Origin of the sequence: Streptomyces sp. NBC_00414, assembly GCF_036038375.1 — a bacterium.
In the GTDB taxonomy this organism is placed as follows: Bacteria; Actinomycetota; Actinomycetes; order Streptomycetales; family Streptomycetaceae; genus Streptomyces.
Genome location: NZ_CP107935.1, coordinates 5,878,454 through 5,894,802 on the forward strand (window position 1 = coordinate 5,878,454; position 16,349 = coordinate 5,894,802).

General features: G+C 71.9%; 15 protein-coding genes. 11 read left to right on the forward strand and 4 right to left on the reverse strand.

Features of this window, described 5'->3' with window-relative positions:
* The first annotated feature begins 164 nt into the window (after positions 1-164).
* Positions 165-659 (forward strand): hypothetical protein, encoded by a 495-nt coding sequence (locus OHS59_RS25535; RefSeq protein ID WP_328495722.1) that lies wholly within the window; start codon positions 165-167, stop codon positions 657-659.
* 48 nt (positions 660-707) lie between these two features.
* Here OHS59_RS25535 and OHS59_RS25540 read toward each other — a convergent pair whose 3' ends face one another.
* Complete coding sequence (locus OHS59_RS25540) at positions 708-1,103, reverse strand: winged helix-turn-helix transcriptional regulator (protein ID WP_328495723.1); 396 nt, start codon at positions 1,101-1,103, stop codon at positions 708-710.
* 138 nt (positions 1,104-1,241) lie between these two features.
* Between OHS59_RS25540 and OHS59_RS25545 the strand changes: the two genes are divergently transcribed.
* The 3 genes from OHS59_RS25545 (at position 1,242) to OHS59_RS25555 (ending at position 4,144) form a co-directional block, all read left to right on the forward strand.
* Positions 1,242-2,138 carry an NADP-dependent oxidoreductase gene (locus tag OHS59_RS25545; protein ID WP_328495724.1) on the forward strand — a complete coding sequence of 299 codons (897 nt, stop codon included), beginning with the start codon at positions 1,242-1,244 and terminating at the stop codon, positions 2,136-2,138.
* Between the two features lie 180 nt (positions 2,139-2,318).
* Positions 2,319-3,425, forward strand: coding sequence for an LLM class flavin-dependent oxidoreductase (locus tag OHS59_RS25550; RefSeq protein ID WP_328495725.1), 1,107 nt, complete (start codon positions 2,319-2,321; stop codon positions 3,423-3,425).
* The gene (locus tag OHS59_RS25555; protein WP_328495726.1) at positions 3,422-4,144 is read left to right on the forward strand and encodes a CE1759 family FMN reductase; all 723 of its coding nucleotides are present in this window, start codon (positions 3,422-3,424) and stop codon (positions 4,142-4,144) included. The genes OHS59_RS25550 and OHS59_RS25555 overlap by 4 nt, the downstream gene beginning before the upstream one ends.
* A 467-nt stretch (positions 4,145-4,611) precedes the next feature.
* Here OHS59_RS25555 and OHS59_RS25560 read toward each other — a convergent pair whose 3' ends face one another.
* Positions 4,612-5,928, reverse strand: a complete 1,317-nt coding sequence (locus tag OHS59_RS25560; protein WP_328495727.1) for a glycosyltransferase family 4 protein — start codon at positions 5,926-5,928, stop codon at positions 4,612-4,614.
* 274 nt (positions 5,929-6,202) lie between these two features.
* On the opposite strand from OHS59_RS25560, the gene OHS59_RS25565 reads away from it, so the two are divergent.
* Positions 6,203-6,928, forward strand: a complete 726-nt coding sequence (locus OHS59_RS25565) for a response regulator transcription factor (RefSeq protein ID WP_328495728.1) — start codon at positions 6,203-6,205, stop codon at positions 6,926-6,928.
* Positions 6,929-8,398, forward strand: coding sequence for a HAMP domain-containing sensor histidine kinase (locus OHS59_RS25570; RefSeq protein WP_443061498.1), 1,470 nt, complete (start codon positions 6,929-6,931; stop codon positions 8,396-8,398). It abuts the gene before it with no gap.
* A gap of 45 nt (positions 8,399-8,443) precedes the next feature.
* Here OHS59_RS25570 and ppk2 read toward each other — a convergent pair whose 3' ends face one another.
* Positions 8,444-9,337, reverse strand: a complete 894-nt coding sequence (gene ppk2, locus OHS59_RS25575; protein ID WP_328495729.1) for a polyphosphate kinase 2 — start codon at positions 9,335-9,337, stop codon at positions 8,444-8,446.
* A 353-nt stretch (positions 9,338-9,690) separates the two neighbouring features.
* On the opposite strand from ppk2, the gene OHS59_RS25580 reads away from it, so the two are divergent.
* From OHS59_RS25580 to OHS59_RS25590, 3 genes are all read left to right on the forward strand, one after another.
* Entirely contained in the window at positions 9,691-10,503 is an 813-nt protein-coding gene (locus OHS59_RS25580) for an ABC transporter ATP-binding protein (RefSeq protein ID WP_443061499.1), read from the forward strand.
* A gap of 14 nt (positions 10,504-10,517) precedes the next feature.
* Complete coding sequence (locus OHS59_RS25585; protein ID WP_328499354.1) at positions 10,518-11,831, forward strand: FtsX-like permease family protein; 1,314 nt, start codon at positions 10,518-10,520, stop codon at positions 11,829-11,831.
* Between the two features lie 599 nt (positions 11,832-12,430).
* The gene (locus tag OHS59_RS25590; RefSeq protein ID WP_328495730.1) at positions 12,431-13,282 is read left to right on the forward strand and encodes a hypothetical protein; all 852 of its coding nucleotides are present in this window, start codon (positions 12,431-12,433) and stop codon (positions 13,280-13,282) included.
* A gap of 186 nt (positions 13,283-13,468) precedes the next feature.
* Here OHS59_RS25590 and OHS59_RS25595 read toward each other — a convergent pair whose 3' ends face one another.
* Positions 13,469-14,131, reverse strand: coding sequence for a hypothetical protein (locus OHS59_RS25595; protein ID WP_199854965.1), 663 nt, complete (start codon positions 14,129-14,131; stop codon positions 13,469-13,471).
* A 139-nt stretch (positions 14,132-14,270) separates the two neighbouring features.
* Here OHS59_RS25595 and hemL point away from each other — a divergent pair, with 139 nt between their 5' ends.
* Both hemL and OHS59_RS25605 read left to right on the forward strand, forming a co-directional pair.
* Positions 14,271-15,590, forward strand: a complete 1,320-nt coding sequence (hemL, locus tag OHS59_RS25600) for a glutamate-1-semialdehyde 2,1-aminomutase (protein ID WP_328495731.1) — start codon at positions 14,271-14,273, stop codon at positions 15,588-15,590.
* Positions 15,587-16,261, forward strand: coding sequence for a histidine phosphatase family protein (locus OHS59_RS25605; RefSeq protein ID WP_328495732.1), 675 nt, complete (start codon positions 15,587-15,589; stop codon positions 16,259-16,261). Before hemL ends, OHS59_RS25605 begins: the two co-directional genes overlap by 4 nt.
* The last annotated feature ends 88 nt before the right edge of the window (positions 16,262-16,349 follow it).

The following is a 16,349-nucleotide window of genomic DNA, read 5'->3' on the forward strand; positions in this document are numbered from 1 at the left end:
GATTGCTTCACCGGCCAGGATAGGCGGGCGGCCGGAACGGACGGGCGGGACGTCTCACCTGATGGGCGGCGCCTGTCGGGCGGCCGGGGTGGCATACATGCGTTGACCCCGTCGACCTGCGGGGTCGGGGAACAAGCTCGTGGGCCGACGCGGAGGACGTACACATGCGGATTCTTGGTGTGCTGGGGACGGCAGCGGCTGTGGCGGCCACCGCGGCCACGGTCGGTGTCTTGGCGGTCGCCGGCCCGGCGGTCGCGGCCTCGTCGGCGGTGGCGCCCGAAGCCGATCTCGCCTTTCACGGGCGGCTGTGGATGGACGGCGGGCGGGTCGAGCTGCGGATGACCCCGCAGAACCACGGCCCCTTCGGGGTCGCCGACGCGACGGTCCGGCTGCGCTGGTCGGCCCCGCTCGCGGACGACCAGCGGCTGCCGGCCGGCTGTGCCCGGTCGGGGGCGCGGACCGTGCTGTGCCGGACGGGTGTGCTGCCGGCGGACGGCTGGGGGCGGACGCTCACCATGACGGTACGGCTGAAGGGCGAGCCGCCGGAGGTGCGGCTGGGCATCGACACGGTGTGGGGCGGCGGCGCGGTGGACCGCAACCACCGCAACGACCGGCAGGAGGTGCTGGTCCTGGACACCGGCGACAGCTACGTCTTCTGACGACGTCTTCTGACCACGTCTGCTGGATACGTCCGCTCGATACGTGTTCTAGCTCGCGTCGTACTGGTCGCGGGCCTCGTTCACCTGCTCGATGTGTGCCTCCGCCCAGTCCTTCACGGCGCCGAGCAGGTGGAACAGGCTGGTGCCGAGCGGGGTGAGCTCGTAGTCGACGCGCACCGGCACGGCCGGGGTGACCGTCCGCGTCAGGAGGCCGTCACGCTCCAGTGAACGCAGCGTCTGCGTCAGCATCTTGGGGCTGACGCCCGCGATCTTGCGCCCGAGGTCGCTGTAGCGCATCCGGCCCTCGGCGAGCGCGCAGACGACCAGGCTGACCCACTTGTCGCTGATGCGGTCGAGCAGCTGGTTGGTCGGGCAGTTCCTGACGAACGCGTCGTACTCGACCCGTGCCTGTTCGCGCCGCTGGGCCGCGGTCGTGGTCGCCATCGTTCGCGTACCTCCCGGTGACGTACGCACCTTCAGGTGCCTACTTACCAAAAGAGAGTAGCTCTTCCTAGGGTTGTTGCAACAGGTCAGATACCTGGGCAATCAACAGCGAATCATCTGTAAACGGGGAGAGTTGCCATGCGCGTAGCAGTCGTCACGGACTTCGGCGGTCCCGAGGTCGTACGGGTCGTGGAGACGGCGGTGCCCGAGCCGGGCGCCGGGCAGGTGCGGATCAAGGTCGCGGCGGCCGCGCTGAACCCGGTCGACGCGGGGGTCCGCGCGGGTGTGTTCGGGGGTTCGGACGGGCCGATCGGACTGGGGTGGGATGTGGCCGGCACGGTGGACTCGGTGGGGACCGAGGGGGCGGCTGCCTGGAAGGCGGGCGACGAGGTGGTCGCGCTCCACCACGGAGCGGTCAAGCCTCTCGGTACGCATGCCGAGTACGTGGTCGTGGACGCCGACGCGGTGGCCGCGGCGCCGGCGTCCGTCGACGCGGTGCACGCCGCCACCGTGCCGTTGAACGCCCTCACCGCCGCCCAGGCCCTGGACCTGCTGGACCTCCGGCCCGGCGGGCAGCTGCTGGTGACGGGGGCGGCGGGGGCGGTCGGCGGGTACGCGGTTCAGCTCGCGGCGCACCGGGGGATGGCCGTGACCGGGCTCGCCCGCGCGGCCGACGAGGAGTTCGTACGGTCGCTGGGGGCGGACCGGTTCGTCTCGGGTCCGGTCGGGGCGGGCAGCGTGGAGGCGGTGCTGGACGCGGCGGTTCTCGGCGGGGCGGCGCTGGAGTGGGTGCGGGACGGCGGTACGTACGTGGGGGTCATCCCGGGTGCCGCGCCCGAGGCCGTGCGGGGGGTGCGGGTCGGGGTGGTCGAGGTGGCCGCCGACGGGGGGAGGCTTGCGGAGCTGGTGGGGCTGGTGGATTCGGGGGTGCTGGGTGCGCGGGTAGCCGGCACGTATGCGCTGGGTGAGGCGGGGGTGGCGCATGCACGGCTTGCGGGGGGTGGGGTGCGGGGGCGGTTGGTGCTGGTGCCTTGAGGGGGCTTTTTGGGGGCGCGGGGAACTGCGCGCCCCCCGCCGGGCCGCGGGTGGATGCGTCGCTGTGTCCGTCGGTCGGGGGCGGGCCTCGGCGGGAGGGGGGGGAGGGAATAGTCCGGGCGCAGGGCTCGTTTGCGGGTATAGTTGAATCGTAAACAACCTGCGGAGGATGAGGTAGCCATGCAGTTCGGGATCTTCAGCGTCGGCGACGTCACGCCGGACCCCACCACGGGCCGGACCCCGTCCGAGCATGAGCGGATCAAGGCCATGGTCGCGATCGCGCAGAAGGCCGAGGAGGTCGGGCTCGACGTCTTCGCCACCGGCGAGCACCACAACCCGCCGTTCGTGCCGTCGTCGCCGACCACCATGCTCGGCTGGATCGCCGCCCGCACCGAGAACCTCATCCTCTCCACCTCCACCACCCTCATCACCACCAACGACCCGGTGAAGATCGCGGAGGACTTCGCGATGCTCCAGCACCTGGCCGACGGGCGCGTGGACCTGATGATGGGGCGCGGCAACACCGGCCCGGTCTACCCCTGGTTCGGCAAGGACATCCGCCAGGGCATCAACCTCGCCGTCGAGAACTACGCCCTGCTGTACCGGCTGTGGCGCGAGGAGACGGTGACCTGGGAGGGCAAGTTCCGTACGCCGCTGCAGTCGTTCACCTCGACGCCCCGGCCGCTGGACGGCGTACCGCCGTTCGTCTGGCACGGCTCCATCCGCTCGCCCGAGATCGCCGAGCAGGCCGCGTACTACGGCGACGGGTTCTTCCACAACAACATCTTCTGGCCGGCCGACCACACCAAGCAGATGGTCGAGCTGTACCGGTCGAGGTACGCGCACTACGGGCACGGCACGCCGGAGCAGGCGATCGTCGGGCTCGGCGGGCAGATCTTCATGCGGCGCAACTCGCAGGACGCGGTACGGGAGTTCAGGCCGTACTTCGACAACGCGCCGGTGTACGGGCACGGGCCGTCGCTGGAGGACTTCACCGAGCAGACCCCGCTGACGGTCGGCTCGCCGGAGCAGGTCATCGAGAAGACGCTGGCCTTCCGGGACTACGCCGGTGACTACCAGCGGCAGTTGTTCCTCGTCGACCACGCCGGGCTGCCGCTGAAGACCGTGCTGGAGCAGATCGACATGCTGGGCGAGGAGGTCGTGCCGGTGTTGCGCGAGGAGTTCGCCAAGGGGCGGGCGGCCGGGGTGCCGGAGGCGCCTACGCATGCGGCTCGGGTCGCCGCCGCCGCAAGCACCGCCGCAGGTCAGGAGGTGACCGCGTCATGAAGCTTGTCGTCGTCTCGGCGGGGCTGAGTGTTCCCTCGTCCACGCGGCTGCTGGGGGACCGGCTCGCCGCGGCCGTCGTGGGGCGCGCCCCCGCGGCGGCCCCGGCCGAGGTCGAGGTGGTCGAGCTGCGTGACCTCGCGGTCGAGATCGCGCACAACCTCACCACCGGGTTTCCCGGGCCGGCGCTCGGGGCCGCGCTGTCCGCGGTGGCGGGTGCGGACGGGCTGATCGTCGTGACGCCGGTCTTCTCCGCCTCGTACAGCGGGCTGTTCAAGTCGTTCTTCGACGTGCTGGAGCGGGACGCGCTGGTGGGGAAGCCGGTGCTGGTCGCCGCTACCGGGGGGTCGGCTCGGCACTCGCTGGTGCTGGAGCATGCGATGCGGCCGCTGTTCGCGTATCTGCGGGCGGTGGTCGTGCCGACCGGGGTCTACGCCGCTTCGGAGGACTGGGGGGCGGAGGGGCTGGCCGAGCGGATCGAGCGGGCTGCGGGGGAGTTGGTCGCGCTGGTGGGGATCGGTGGGGCTGTGCCCGGACCTGCACCCGGGCCCGTGCCCGGACCTTCGGCGCGGAAGGAGTCCGTCCGGGTCGGGGGCTTCGACGTGGTGCCGTTCGCGGAGCAGCTTGCGGCGGGCCGGGTTGCGCCCGGGGCCGGCCGGCCAGGGGTCGATTCTCCGGCGCGGGTCGGTGGGAGTTTGTCGCGCAGTTCCCCGCGCCCCTGAGACGGGCTGGGCCCGGGGTCGGTTCGCGGGTGCGGGGCGGTGGGGGTGGGTCGCGCCGTTCCCCACGCCCCCGAAACGGGCTGCGCCCGGGGTTGGTTCGCGAGTGCGGGCGGGCGGGGGTGGGCCGCGCAGTTCCCCGCGCCCCTGAAAGGCGCCTGCGGCGCCATCGTGGGCCGCCGCGGGCGCGCCCGTAAGGAGTGCGGGGAACGGCGCGCTCAGCCCCCGCCGGCCTGCAGCTGGATCCCACCCGTCAGCCCCGTAAGGGGCGCGGGGAACGGCGCGGCCAACCCCCACCGGCTTGCAGCCGGGTCCCGGCCGTCAGGCCTGTTCGGGGCGCGGGGAACGGCGCGACAAGCCTCCGTCCTCACCGGCCCGCAGACGGATCCCGGCCGTCAGGCCTGTGGGGGGCGCGGCCAACCCTCACAGGCCCGCGCCCAGGCCCCTCACCCCCGCCCGGAGGGCCCCGCTCAGGGCCCCGCCGTCCGCGTGCCGTTGACCTGGGGGCGGCCCGGCAGGGCCCGGCGCAGGCGGCGGGACTGGCGGCGGGTCCAGGCGGACGCCCGGGCCCGGCCTCGGGCCCAGGCGCGGCGCGAGCGGGTCGACCTGAGCTCGGTGAACAGCGCCTCGTAGCGGGCCACGATCGGCTCCGCGTCATAGCGGTGGGAGCCGGCCAGAGCCGCCGCACCCATCGCCCGGCGCAACGGCTCGTCCGTGATCAGGTCGAGCATCGCCTCGGCCAGCGACCGCGAGTCGCCCACGGGTACCAGCCGCCCGTCGACACCCTCGGTGATGATCTCCGCCGGACCCAGCGGGCAGTCCGTGCTGATCACCGGCACCCCGCAGCGCATCGCCTCGACCAGCGTCATCCCGAACGACTCGGCGTCCGAGGCCGAGACCACCATCGCCGCCTTCGCGAACTCCGCCTCTATCGGGGTGCGCGGACCCATGAGCCGTACGTGTTCCGACAGGCCCAGACCGGTCACCAGGTCCTGGAGGTGGTCGCGCTGCGCGCCGCCGCCGTAGATCCGCAGCTGCCAGTCGGGCTCCTTCGAGGCGACCGCCGAGAAGGCCTCTATCAGCAGGTCGAAGCGTTTGCCGGGGACCAGCCGGCCCGCCGCGGCCACCACCTTCGTCGTCTCGTCGCGGGTGATGCCCTCGGGCGCCGGCACGATGTTCGGCACCGCGGCGACCCGGACCCCCGGCAGGGTCATCCGCTGCCGGTACACCTCCGCGTCCGCCTCGGTCGTCGTCACCACCGCGTCCAGCCGACGGTAGTGCCTGGCCAGCACGCCCCGCAGCCGCTTGGTGTGCTGGTCGTGCCGCAGGTGTTCCTGGGCGACGCGCAGGGCGCGGCGCGGTGCGAAGAGGGAGACGTAGACGTTGATGCCGGGCCGGGTGCCGATGATCACGTCGGCGTCGCAGGACGTGAGGTAGGCGCGGGCCCGCAGGTCGGTGAGGCGCGTGTACTGCTCGTACCGCTTCTCGGCGGCCGGGAAGTCCGTGGCCGCCGCGGCGTAGCCGGGGTCCGTGAGGTCCGTGCTGCCGTCCCGCTCGTCCACCAGCGGTACGACCGTGATCCGCGGGTCGATGGTGAACCGCGGCTCGTCCCGGTGCCGTCGCATGGACACGATCTCCACGTCGTGCCGGTCGGCGAGCGCCGCCGCGAGGTTGAGCGTCGTGCGGACGGTCCCCCCTATGGCGTACGCGTTGTGCAGCAGGAAGACGACCTTCGTGCGGCTCGTACGGCCCGTGAGGCCCATGCGGCTGCGACCCGTACGGCTCATTCGTTTCGCGGTCTCCTCGACTTGCGTCGGCTCCTTGCCCTCAGGGAGCCCGGTGCCTTCCGTACGCTCCGTGCGTTCCGTACGCTCCGTGCGTCCAGTGCGCTTCATGCGGTGCGTGGCCCTCCCCGTCGCGGCGCTCGCCCCCGGCACAGGGGACACAGTGGCTGGGCGAGGTAAGCCACCGGTCCCGACAGGGTGAGAGCCGGGTAAGAGGCCCGGCCGTACCCCCTCTTCAGCAGGTAGTACGTAACGAACGGCTTGGCAGACTGGTCCCGTGCCCCAGAATCTGCTGCTCGCCGAGGACGACCGTGCGATCCGCCATGCCCTGGAGCGGGCCCTGAGCCTGGAGGGATACGAGGTCACCGCCGTCGCCGACGGTGTCCAGGCGCTCGCCCAGGCCCACCGGACCCCTCCTGACGTGCTCGTTCTCGATGTGATGATGCCCGGCATCGATGGCCTCCAGGTCTGTCGTGTGCTGCGCGCCGAGGGCAACCGCACCCCCATCCTGATGCTCACCGCGCTCGTCGAGACCGCGGACCGCATCGCGGGCCTGGACGCCGGCGCCGACGACTACGTGGTCAAGCCCTTCGACGTCGAGGAGGTCTTCGCCCGGCTCCGTGCCCTGCTCCGGCGCACGGGTACCCCCGACGACGTACCCAGCGAACCCCGGCGCGCGCCCGATGGCCAGATCGCCGCCGCGGGTCTGCTCATCGACCCGCAGGCCCGCCGGGTCTGGCGGGGCGCGCGGGAGATCGAGCTGACGCGTACCGAGTTCGACCTGCTGGAGCTGCTCGTCCGCAACGCCGGCATCGTCCTCGACCACACCACCATCTACGACCGCATCTGGGGATACGACTTCGGGCCAGGATCCAAGAATCTCGCCGTGTACGTCGGCTACCTGCGGCGCAAGCTCGACGAGCCCGGTGGGTCCGCTACGCCCGACGCGCCGTCGCTGATCCACACCGTGCGGGGCGTGGGGTATGTGCTGAGGGAGGACTGAGTGGGGCCGGTGCGGCTTCCCGGGCGGCCGGGCCGGCCGGGCCGACCCGGCCGGCTCGGCCGGTGGGTGGCTCGGGCCCGGCTGTCCTCGCTGCGGACCACCTTCACGGTGTCGTTCGCGGCCGTCGCGGCGGCCGTCACCGTCCTCGTCGGGTTCCTGTCGTACGACGCCGCCGCCCGGCTCGTGCGCGTGGACCAGCAGACCGTGTTCGAGGGCGTCGTACAGGACCTGCTCGACGAGGTGCGCCGCAACCCGCTCGGACCCGCGGACTTCACCGCCACCGGCGCCGACGGCGGCCCGCGCGGCGAACTCGTCCGGCCGAGCGGCACGGTCGTACAGGTCCTGGGGCCGGACGGGTCGGTCGTCGACCGGGGCCGGACACCGCTGCCCGTGGACGCCGACGACCGTCCGATCGCGGCCGCGCCCTCCGCCGGGCGGCTGGTGGAGCACCGGGACGTCGACGTCGGCGACGACGTCTACCGCGTCGCGACCGTCTCGCTCGGCGACGGGCGGGGCGCCGTACAGGTGGCGCAGGAGTTCAGCGGTACGGAGGACCTGCTGCGCGACCTCCAGCAGCGGACCGTGCTGCTGGTGGCCGCCGTGGTGATCGCCGCGGGACTCTTCGGCTGGTGGCTGGCCCGGCGCATCACCTCACGTCTGGTGCGGCTCGCCGGGGCCGCCGAGGACGTGGCGCGCACCGGGCGCCTCGCCATCCAGGTGCCGGTCGCCGGGTACGACGAGGTGGCCCGGCTCGGCCGCTCCTTCGACCGCATGCTGGGCCGGCTCGCCCAGTCCGAGGACGACCAGCGGCGCCTGGTCCAGGACGCGGGACATGAGCTGCGTACGCCCCTGACCTCGTTGCGCACCAACATCTCGATACTGCGCCGGATCGACGAACTCCCGCCCGCCGCCCGCGAGGAACTGGTCACCGACCTCGCCCAGGAGTCCCGTGAACTCACCGACCTGGTCAACGAGCTGGTCGCGCTGGCGGCCGGCCAGTCCGGCACCGAGCCGCCGCGGCGGGTGAGCGTCGCCGACCTCGCGGACGACGTGGCGGTCGCGGCACGCCGGCGTACCGGGCGGGCCGTGACGGTACGGGTGTCGGGCGACACGGTGGTCGACGGGCGGCCCGCGGCGCTGCAGCGGGCGCTGTCCAACCTGGTGGACAACGCGGCGAAGTTCGACCGGGGCGGGAGCGGGCCGATCGAGATCGTCGTGACGGGTGCCGGGGACGGCGTCGCCGGGGGCACCGTCCGGGTCGAGGTACTGGACCGAGGGCCCGGCATCGCCCAGGAGGATCTCGACCGGGTCTTCGACCGCTTCTACCGCGCCCCGGACGCGCGGAGCCTGCCCGGTTCCGGGCTCGGTCTCTCGATCGTCCGGGAGGTGGCGGCGGCGCACGGGGGAGAGCCGTTCGCCGGGCGCCGGGAGGGCGGGGGGTCGATGACGGGCTTCACGGTCGCGGGCTGACAGGGGCCTACGGGGCCTACGGGGCCTGTGGAGGCACGGGGCCGGTCACCAGCCCTCCCGCAGGTCGTCGTCCTCGCCCTCCTCCAGCAGGGTCGCCGCCTCGCCCACGACCCTCGGGTCCGGGTCCCCGACCACCTCGTGGTCCTTGTCCGTGTAGTCGAAGCGGGCCAGCACACTGCGCATGGCCTCGACGCGGGCCCGCTTCTTGTCGTTGCTCTTCACCACGGTCCACGGGGCCTGCTCGGTGTCCGTCTCGCGGAACATGGCGACCTTCGCGGCCGTGTAGTCGTCCCAGAGGTCCAGTGAGGCCAGATCCATCGGGCTGAGCTTCCACTGCCGTACGGGATCGACCTGGCGGATCGTGAAACGGGTGCGCTGCTCGCCCTGCGACACCGAGAACCAGAACTTCACCAGGTCCACGCCGTCGTCGACGAGCATCCGCTCGAAGCCGGGCGCCTGCCGCATGAAGCGCCGGTACTCGTCGTCCGAGCAGAAGCCCATGACCCGCTCGACGCCGGCCCGGTTGTACCAGGAGCGGTCGAAGAGCACGATCTCCCCGGCGGTCGGCAGATGCTCGACGTACCGCTGGAAGTACCACTGCCCGCGCTCGCGCTCGGTCGGCTTCTCCAGGGCCACCACCCGGGCGCCGCGCGGGTTGAGGTGCTCGGTGAAGCGCTTGATCGTGCCGCCCTTGCCGGCCGCGTCCCGGCCCTCGAAGACGACGACGAGCCGACGCCCCGTCTCCTTGATCCAGCCCTGCAGCTTCAGCAGCTCGATCTGCTGCAGCCGCTTGTGCAGGTCGTACTCCGCGCGCTCCATGCGCTGCGCGTACGGGTAGTTCTCGCGCCAGGTGTCCACCGTGCTGCCGTCCGGCCGGACCAGCACCGGGTCGTCGTGGTCGCTGTAGTCGACGCTCATGCCACTCAGCAGTTCGGTCATGTCTCTCCCCGAGGAGTGTCAGTGGAACCGCGGCACGATCGGACACGACCTGGGACGACGGCTGCTTCGAATGTGGTCCATGCGTTCGATGAAAGCAAGCGGAGGCATACGGACGGCGACGTGCAGGCAAAGGACCTGCAAGGACCCGCGAGGTTGTGGTGACGGCGGTGGGGAAGCGGGGGCCCGCCAGGGTGCGGGGGTGTCGCTGAGTACACCCCCCGATACGGGTTCTGCGCCCAATGTGCCCGCCCCGCCTTCTCCGTAGCGTCTTTCGCGGGGCACAGGCAGTGCCCGACAGCGGGGGCACCGGCAGTGCCCGACAGCGGGGCGCGGACCGTGCCCGACGGAGGCTGATGACGATGTTTCGCCGAACCGGAACCGATCGAACCGACCGACGGGCTCAGGGCTACGGCACGGGCCCCGCCGAGATGGCTCTGCGGCTGGTCAAGGTCAGCAAGACCTACGGGAGCGACGACAGCGCCGTGACCGCGCTGGACGAGGTGACGTTCAGCCTGGCGAGCGGCACCTTCACCGCGGTGATGGGCCCCTCGGGCTCCGGCAAGTCCACCCTGCTGCAGTGCGCGGCCGGGCTCGACCGGCCCGACAGCGGCATCGTGATGGTCGACGGCGCGGAGATGACCGGCGGCACCGAGGCCGAACTGACGAAGTTCCGGCGCAACCGGATCGGCTTCGTCTTCCAGCAGTACAACCTGCTCGACACGCTCACCGTGGCCCAGAACACCGTCCTGCCGCTGAAGCTCGCCCGGCGCCGCGTGCACCGGGACCGGGTGCGGGAGACCCTGACCGCCGTCGGTCTCGGCGACCGCCTCGGCCACCGGCCCGACCAGCTCTCCGGCGGCCAGCGGCAGCGCGTCGCCATCGCCCGCGCGCTGGTGACCGAGCCGCGCGTGATCTTCGCGGACGAGCCGACCGGCGCCCTGGACACCCGCAGCGCGCGGGACGTCCTGCGGCTCCTCCAGGACGCGGTACGCGTCCACGGCCGCACGGTCGTCATGGTCACCCACGACCCGGTCGCGGCCTCGTACGCCGACTCGGTGCTGTTCCTCGCGGACGGCCGGCTCGCGGGCGAGATGCGCCGGCCGACCGTGGACGCGGTGGCCGAGCGCCTCGCGCACCTCGGCGACGACGTGATGGCGGGGGCGTGAGCGCGATGTTCACCATGCTCACCCTGGCCATGCGTTCCGTACGGCAGCGCCCCGGGCGCTTCGCCGCGACCCTGCTGTCCGCCTTCCTGGGCGCGGCGATCATCATGACGTTCAACTCGATGCACGACACGGCCGGGGCGCCGGGCGTCGACTCCGTCAGCGCGAACACCCTGTCCACCGCGGCGGGCGTCGTCGGCGGCTACGGCACCCTCCTGGTGTTCTTCGCCGTCGCCTCCACCCTGACCGTGAACGTGCGCCAGCGCTCCGCGGAGATCGAGCTGCTGCGCTGCTCCGGCGCCACGCCCGCACAGATCAAGCGCATGATCGTCGGGGAGTCGGTGGCCGTCGCCCTGGTGGGCGCGCTGCTCGCCATCGGCCCCGCGGTGCTCGGCGGACGGGCCCTGCTGGACGTCTTCCGGGACAGCGGGCAGGTCGCGGAGTCCGTCGACCACTCCTTCGGGCCCATCGCCCTGTACTCGGGCCTCGGCATCACGGTGCTCGCCGCGGCCGGGGCGGCGTTCCTCGCGGTGCGCCGGGCCACCACCGGCCGGCGCCGCGCCCGGTCCCGGGGGCGCAGGCTCCTCGTCCTCGCGTCGCTGGTCCTCGGCGGCCTGTCCATCTGCGCCACCTTCGCGGTCTCCTCGACCGACGCCGCGCTGATGGCACCGCCCGTGTACGGCTCGATCCTGCTCGCGGTCGGCTTCGCGCTGCTGTCGCCGAAACTGCTCCGGGCCCTCCTCGGCCGGTTGCCGCAGGCGGGCCCGAGCGGCTATCTCGCCGTACGCGGCCTGCGTGTCCGGGCCGCCCAACTGTCCGGTGTCCTCGTGCCGTTGATCCTCTTCACCGGTATGGCCACGGCGACCCTCTACATGCAGGCCGTCGAGAACGACGCGATCGACGCCGCGGGTGTGCCCAAGTCGGTCGACGCGAAGAACCTCGAAACCCTCAACCTCACGGTCGTCGGCATCATCGTGGTCTTCTCCTGCATCATGCTGATCAACTCCCTGTACGCGGCCACGACCTACCGCCGCAAGGAGTTCGGCCAGCAGCGGCTCGCGGGGGCGACGCCGGGGCAGGTGCTCGGCATGATCGGCATCGAGTCCCTCGTCCTCACGGTGACGGGCGTCTTCTTCGGCACGGCGGCGGCCCTGGCCGGAATCGTCGCCTTCACGACGGTCCGCACGGACTCGGTCCTGCCGGACCAGGGGCTGGGGATCTGGCTCGGCATCGCGGGGGTGGCCGCGGCGGCGGTGCTGGGGACGAGCCTGGTCACTGCGCGGGGGGTTTTGCGGGATCCGGCCATCAGGGCGGTGGCGCTGGCCGCTTGAGGCTTGTGCGGGTGTGGGTTCGGTGGGCGTGGGTGATCGCTTCGGGCGGTTGCCCACGGCCCTTTTTGGGTGGCCTCGGGTGCGTTGACGGGTGCGGGCCCGTCGGGGCTGGGTGCGCCGTTCCCCGCGCCCCTCAAGACAAAAGACTGCGCCGTTCCCCGCGCCCCTGAAGGCCAAAGACTGCGCCGTTCCCCGCGCCCCTGAAGGCCAAAGACTGCGCCGTTCCCCGCGCCCCTGAAGGTCGAAGACTGCGCCGTTCCCCGCGCCCCTGAAGGTCGAAGACTGCGCCGTTCTCCGCGTCCCTGGGAGGTGGAGGACCGGCGGTCGTGATCAACTCGGAACGTGGTGAACTCGTGAAAGATTGACGGGAGTTGTGAAAGCAGACGAGAATTCGGATCACTTCGCTCCGCTGTGTCTGACGCGGGTGAAGTGGCGCAATTGACTCGGTCGCGCACGCTTTCGCTGCGTCCCCCGCGTTGGTCAGGCGCGCTCAGCCACCTCCCACACGGCTCTATCCACAGAGGTTCACCTTGTCGCGTTCGCAACAACCCAGACTGTCGGCTGTCCTCGCGGCATCCGCCTTCCTCGCAGTCGCCGCCGTGCCCGTGTTCGGGGCGGGCGTCGCAAGCGCCACGCCCGGCGGGGCGTGCCAGTCGGCCACCGTCCAGTACCGCATCGTCGGCGCCGACGGAGGTGTCGTGGGCGCGGACTGGACTTCGCAGGGCGGATTCCGGTCCTGGGACACCGTGCCCGGGTCCGTCGAGGTCCGGCTGGCCCCCGGAGAGAAGGTCGGGGACGGCTGCAAGTACCCGGTCTCCCTCGCCGAATACACCACCGAGGGGCCGAACTGGCAGACCTCCGGTCGCCAGACCATGGTGGACAAGGCCACCGTCTACCTCACCGCCGCGGACGTGGCCGGCGACGACGCGAAGCAGACCTGGCAGAAGCTGTCCGTGAAGCAGCCGGACTGCTTCGGACAGATCGACCTGTACGGCGACGACATCGCCTACGACGGCAAGACGGGGGAGGGGCACGGCCCCGCCCCCTACCAGCCCGACGGTGTCAACACTCCGTACCACCTCATAGCGGCGTGGAACGGCGGCGAGAAGGCGTGTGCCGACAGCCCGCCGGAATCGCCCACCCCGACCCCGACCGAGCCGGAGCCGACCCCGTCGACTCCCGCGGGCAGCAAGCCGCCCGCGGAGGAGACGACTCCGCCGACCACTCCCAAGCCCTCCACGACGCCTCCCACGACGCCGGACGTGCCGCCGCTGTCGTCGAAGCCGCCCGCCACTCCGAAGCCGACGCCCAGCGACAGCACGCCGCCGCTGGCGGAGACGGGGGCCGGCACGCCGGTCGGCCCGATCGCCGGTGGCGCCGCCGTGGTGATCGCCCTGGGCGCCGGGGCCGTGTACGCGGCCTCCCGCGCGCGTCGCTCGCGCCGCGCGTGACGGAGCGGTACGGGATCATTCCCGTGCGATAGCGCACACCTGAGCCTCCGCCTCCCGTACGGCACCTTCCGTGCCGTACGGGAGGCGGAGCTGTGACGTCCGGCTCCCCGGCCTTCCGGCTCGGACCCCGGGCACGGAGAAGGGCGAGGCCCGAAGACCCCGCCCGCTACCAGTAGGAGATCCGACTCAGGGCCACACCAGGCAATAAGGCTGGTGGCCTGCCTCGTGGAGGCGGTGGCTGAAGTCCTGCCACTCGTGGAGGAGTTGGTAGACGTTGTACGCGTCGCGCGGGCCGCCGCGGTCCGGGACCGTCGACCAGATGAAGGCCGCCGCGCCCACGGCTTCCTCGCCTATGCCACGGAGCGGGTCGACGACCGTCATGGGGAGCCTGACCACGGCGTAGTCCGGGTGGAGGACGACCAGTTCGAGCGGGGGCACCTTGTGCAGGGGTATGCCCTCGATGCCGGTGAGGACCATCGCCGCCATCGTCTCCGGCTTGATCTTCGTGAACATGCCGTTCATACCGAGCTCGTCGCCGCCGAGCTCCTCCGGGCGCATGGAGATGGGGACGCGGGCGGCGGTCGCGCCGTCCGGGGCCCCGAAGTATTTGTAGGTCACCCCCACCCGGCCACCATTCCCGCTGCTTCCTGGCCTGAGCTGGTCTGCCCCGCGGTCCGTGTAGTCCATACCGTCCATACGCGCGGACGGGTCGATCCGCTCAGGTTCGCCCTGCGATCCCTGAGTCTGCCGTGCCTCGGCCGCTTCCGCCTCGCGCCGGTGCTTCCCCCGCCGGGCACGCCGAGGACCGAGGTCATCGGTCCCCTCGCCCAGTCCGCCACCGCGATGCATATCTCCACCCGACTGCTTTTCTAGGGCCCGCGACCCCCGCCACGCAACCCGATCATCGTGACAGTGACCTCCCCCACGGCCGCACGCCGAAACGTGCGTTGAAACACCTGTCCGCAGGATCTTCGCAGCCTCTGACACCATGGTCCGTGTGAGCTATCCGTACGAAGCCCCAGTTTCGCAGACTCTCTTCGACCGTGCGGCGGCCGTGACGCCCGGCGGCGTGAACTCTCCCGTCCGCGCGTTCCGCGCCGTGGGCGGTACGCCCCGGTTCATGGTGTCCGGTAACGGTCCATACCTGACCGATGCCGACGGGAGGGAGTATGTGGACCTCGTTTGTTCCTGGGGGCCGATGATCCTCGGCCATTCCCACCCCGAGGTGATCGCGGCCGTCCAGGCCGCCGTCTCCCGCGGCACCTCCTTCGGTACGCCGGGGGAGGGGGAAGTGGCGCTCGCCGAGGAGATCGTCGCCCGGGTCGGGCCCGTCGAGCAGGTCCGGCTGGTGTCCAGCGGCACCGAGGCGACCATGTCCGCCATCCGTCTCGCGCGCGGGTTCACCGGGCGCGCCAAGGTCGTGAAGTTCGCCGGCTGCTACCACGGGCACGTGGACGCCCTGCTGGCCGCCGCGGGCAGTGGTCTGGCCACCTTCGCGCTTCCCGACACCCCCGGCGTCACCGGTGCCCAGGCCGGGGACACCATCGTCCTGCCGTACAACGACCTCGACGCCGTACGCGCGGCCTTCCGCGCGCATCCCGGCGAGATCGCCTGTGTGATCACCGAGGCCTCGCCCGGCAACATGGGCGTCGTGCCGCCCGGGCCCGGCTTCAACCAGGGACTCAAGGACGCCTGCGCGGCGGACGGTGCCCTCTACATCTCCGACGAGGTCATGACCGGCTTCCGGACGAGCAGGGCCGGCTGGTACGGGGTCGACGGCGTCGCACCCGACCTCATGACCTTCGGCAAGGTCATGGGCGGTGGCTTCCCGGCCGCGGCCTTCGGCGGACGTGAGGACGTGATGGGGCACCTCGCGCCCGTCGGTCCCGTCTACCAGGCCGGCACGCTGTCCGGTAACCCGGTCGCGACCGCCGCGGGCCTCGCCCAGCTGCGGCTGCTCGACGACGCCGCGTACGCCAAGGTCGACGCGGTCTCCGAGCAGATCCGTACGCTCGTCACGGACGCCCTCACCAAGGAAGGTGTGGTGCACACACTGCAGAACGCGTCCAGCATGTTCTCCGTCTTCTTCACGGGGGAGGACGTACGTAATTACGAGGACGCGAAGACGCAGGAGTCGTACCGCTTCAACGCCTTCTTCCACTCGATGCTGGCGCAGGGCGTCTACCTGCCGCCGTCCTCGTTCGAGTCCTGGTTCGTGTCGACGGCGCACGACGACCGGGCGGTACAGCGGATCGCCGACGCCCTTCCGGCGGCGGCACGGGCAGCAGCGGAGGCCACGGCAGCATGAGTGACATCACCGTCGTACACGTGATGCGGCACGGCGAGGTAGAGAACCCGGACGGACTGCTCTACGGGCGGCTGCCCGGCTATCACCTGTCCGAGCTGGGGCAGCGGATGGCCGAGCGGGTCGCCGGGCACCTCGCCCCGCGCGACATCACGTACGTCGTCTCCTCCCCGCTGGAGCGGGCCCGCGAGACGGCCGCGCCGGTCGCCGAGTCGCACGGTCTCGATCTCGCGACCGACGCCCGGCTGATCGAGGCCGAGAACGTCTTCCAGGGCAAGACCTTCGGGGTCGGGGACGGGGCGCTGCGCAACCCCGAGAACTGGAAGCACCTGGTCAACCCGTTCAAGCCGTCCTGGGGCGAGCCGTACCTGGAGCAGGTCGTACGGATGATGGGGGCGCTGGACGCCGCGAAGGACGCGGCGCGCGGGCACGAGGCCGTGGTCGTCAGCCATCAGCTGCCCATCTGGATGCTGCGGTCCTTCGTGGAGCGGCGGCGGCTGTGGCACGACCCGCGGAAGCGGCAGTGCACGCTGGCGTCCTTGACCACGTTCACGTATCGGGGCGACAAGATCGTGTCGGTCGGGTACACGGAGCCTGCTCGGGATCTTGTGCCCGCGCATCTCCTTGCCGGAGCCAAGCCGGTGAAGGGCAAGTCCAAGGCCTTCGGGGCGTAGGCGCCGGCTTGGCTCGTTTCGCAGGGCGGCCCGGTGGGGGTGGGCCGCGCAGTTCCCCGCGCCCCTGAAGAGCGGGGCTGCGCCCCCG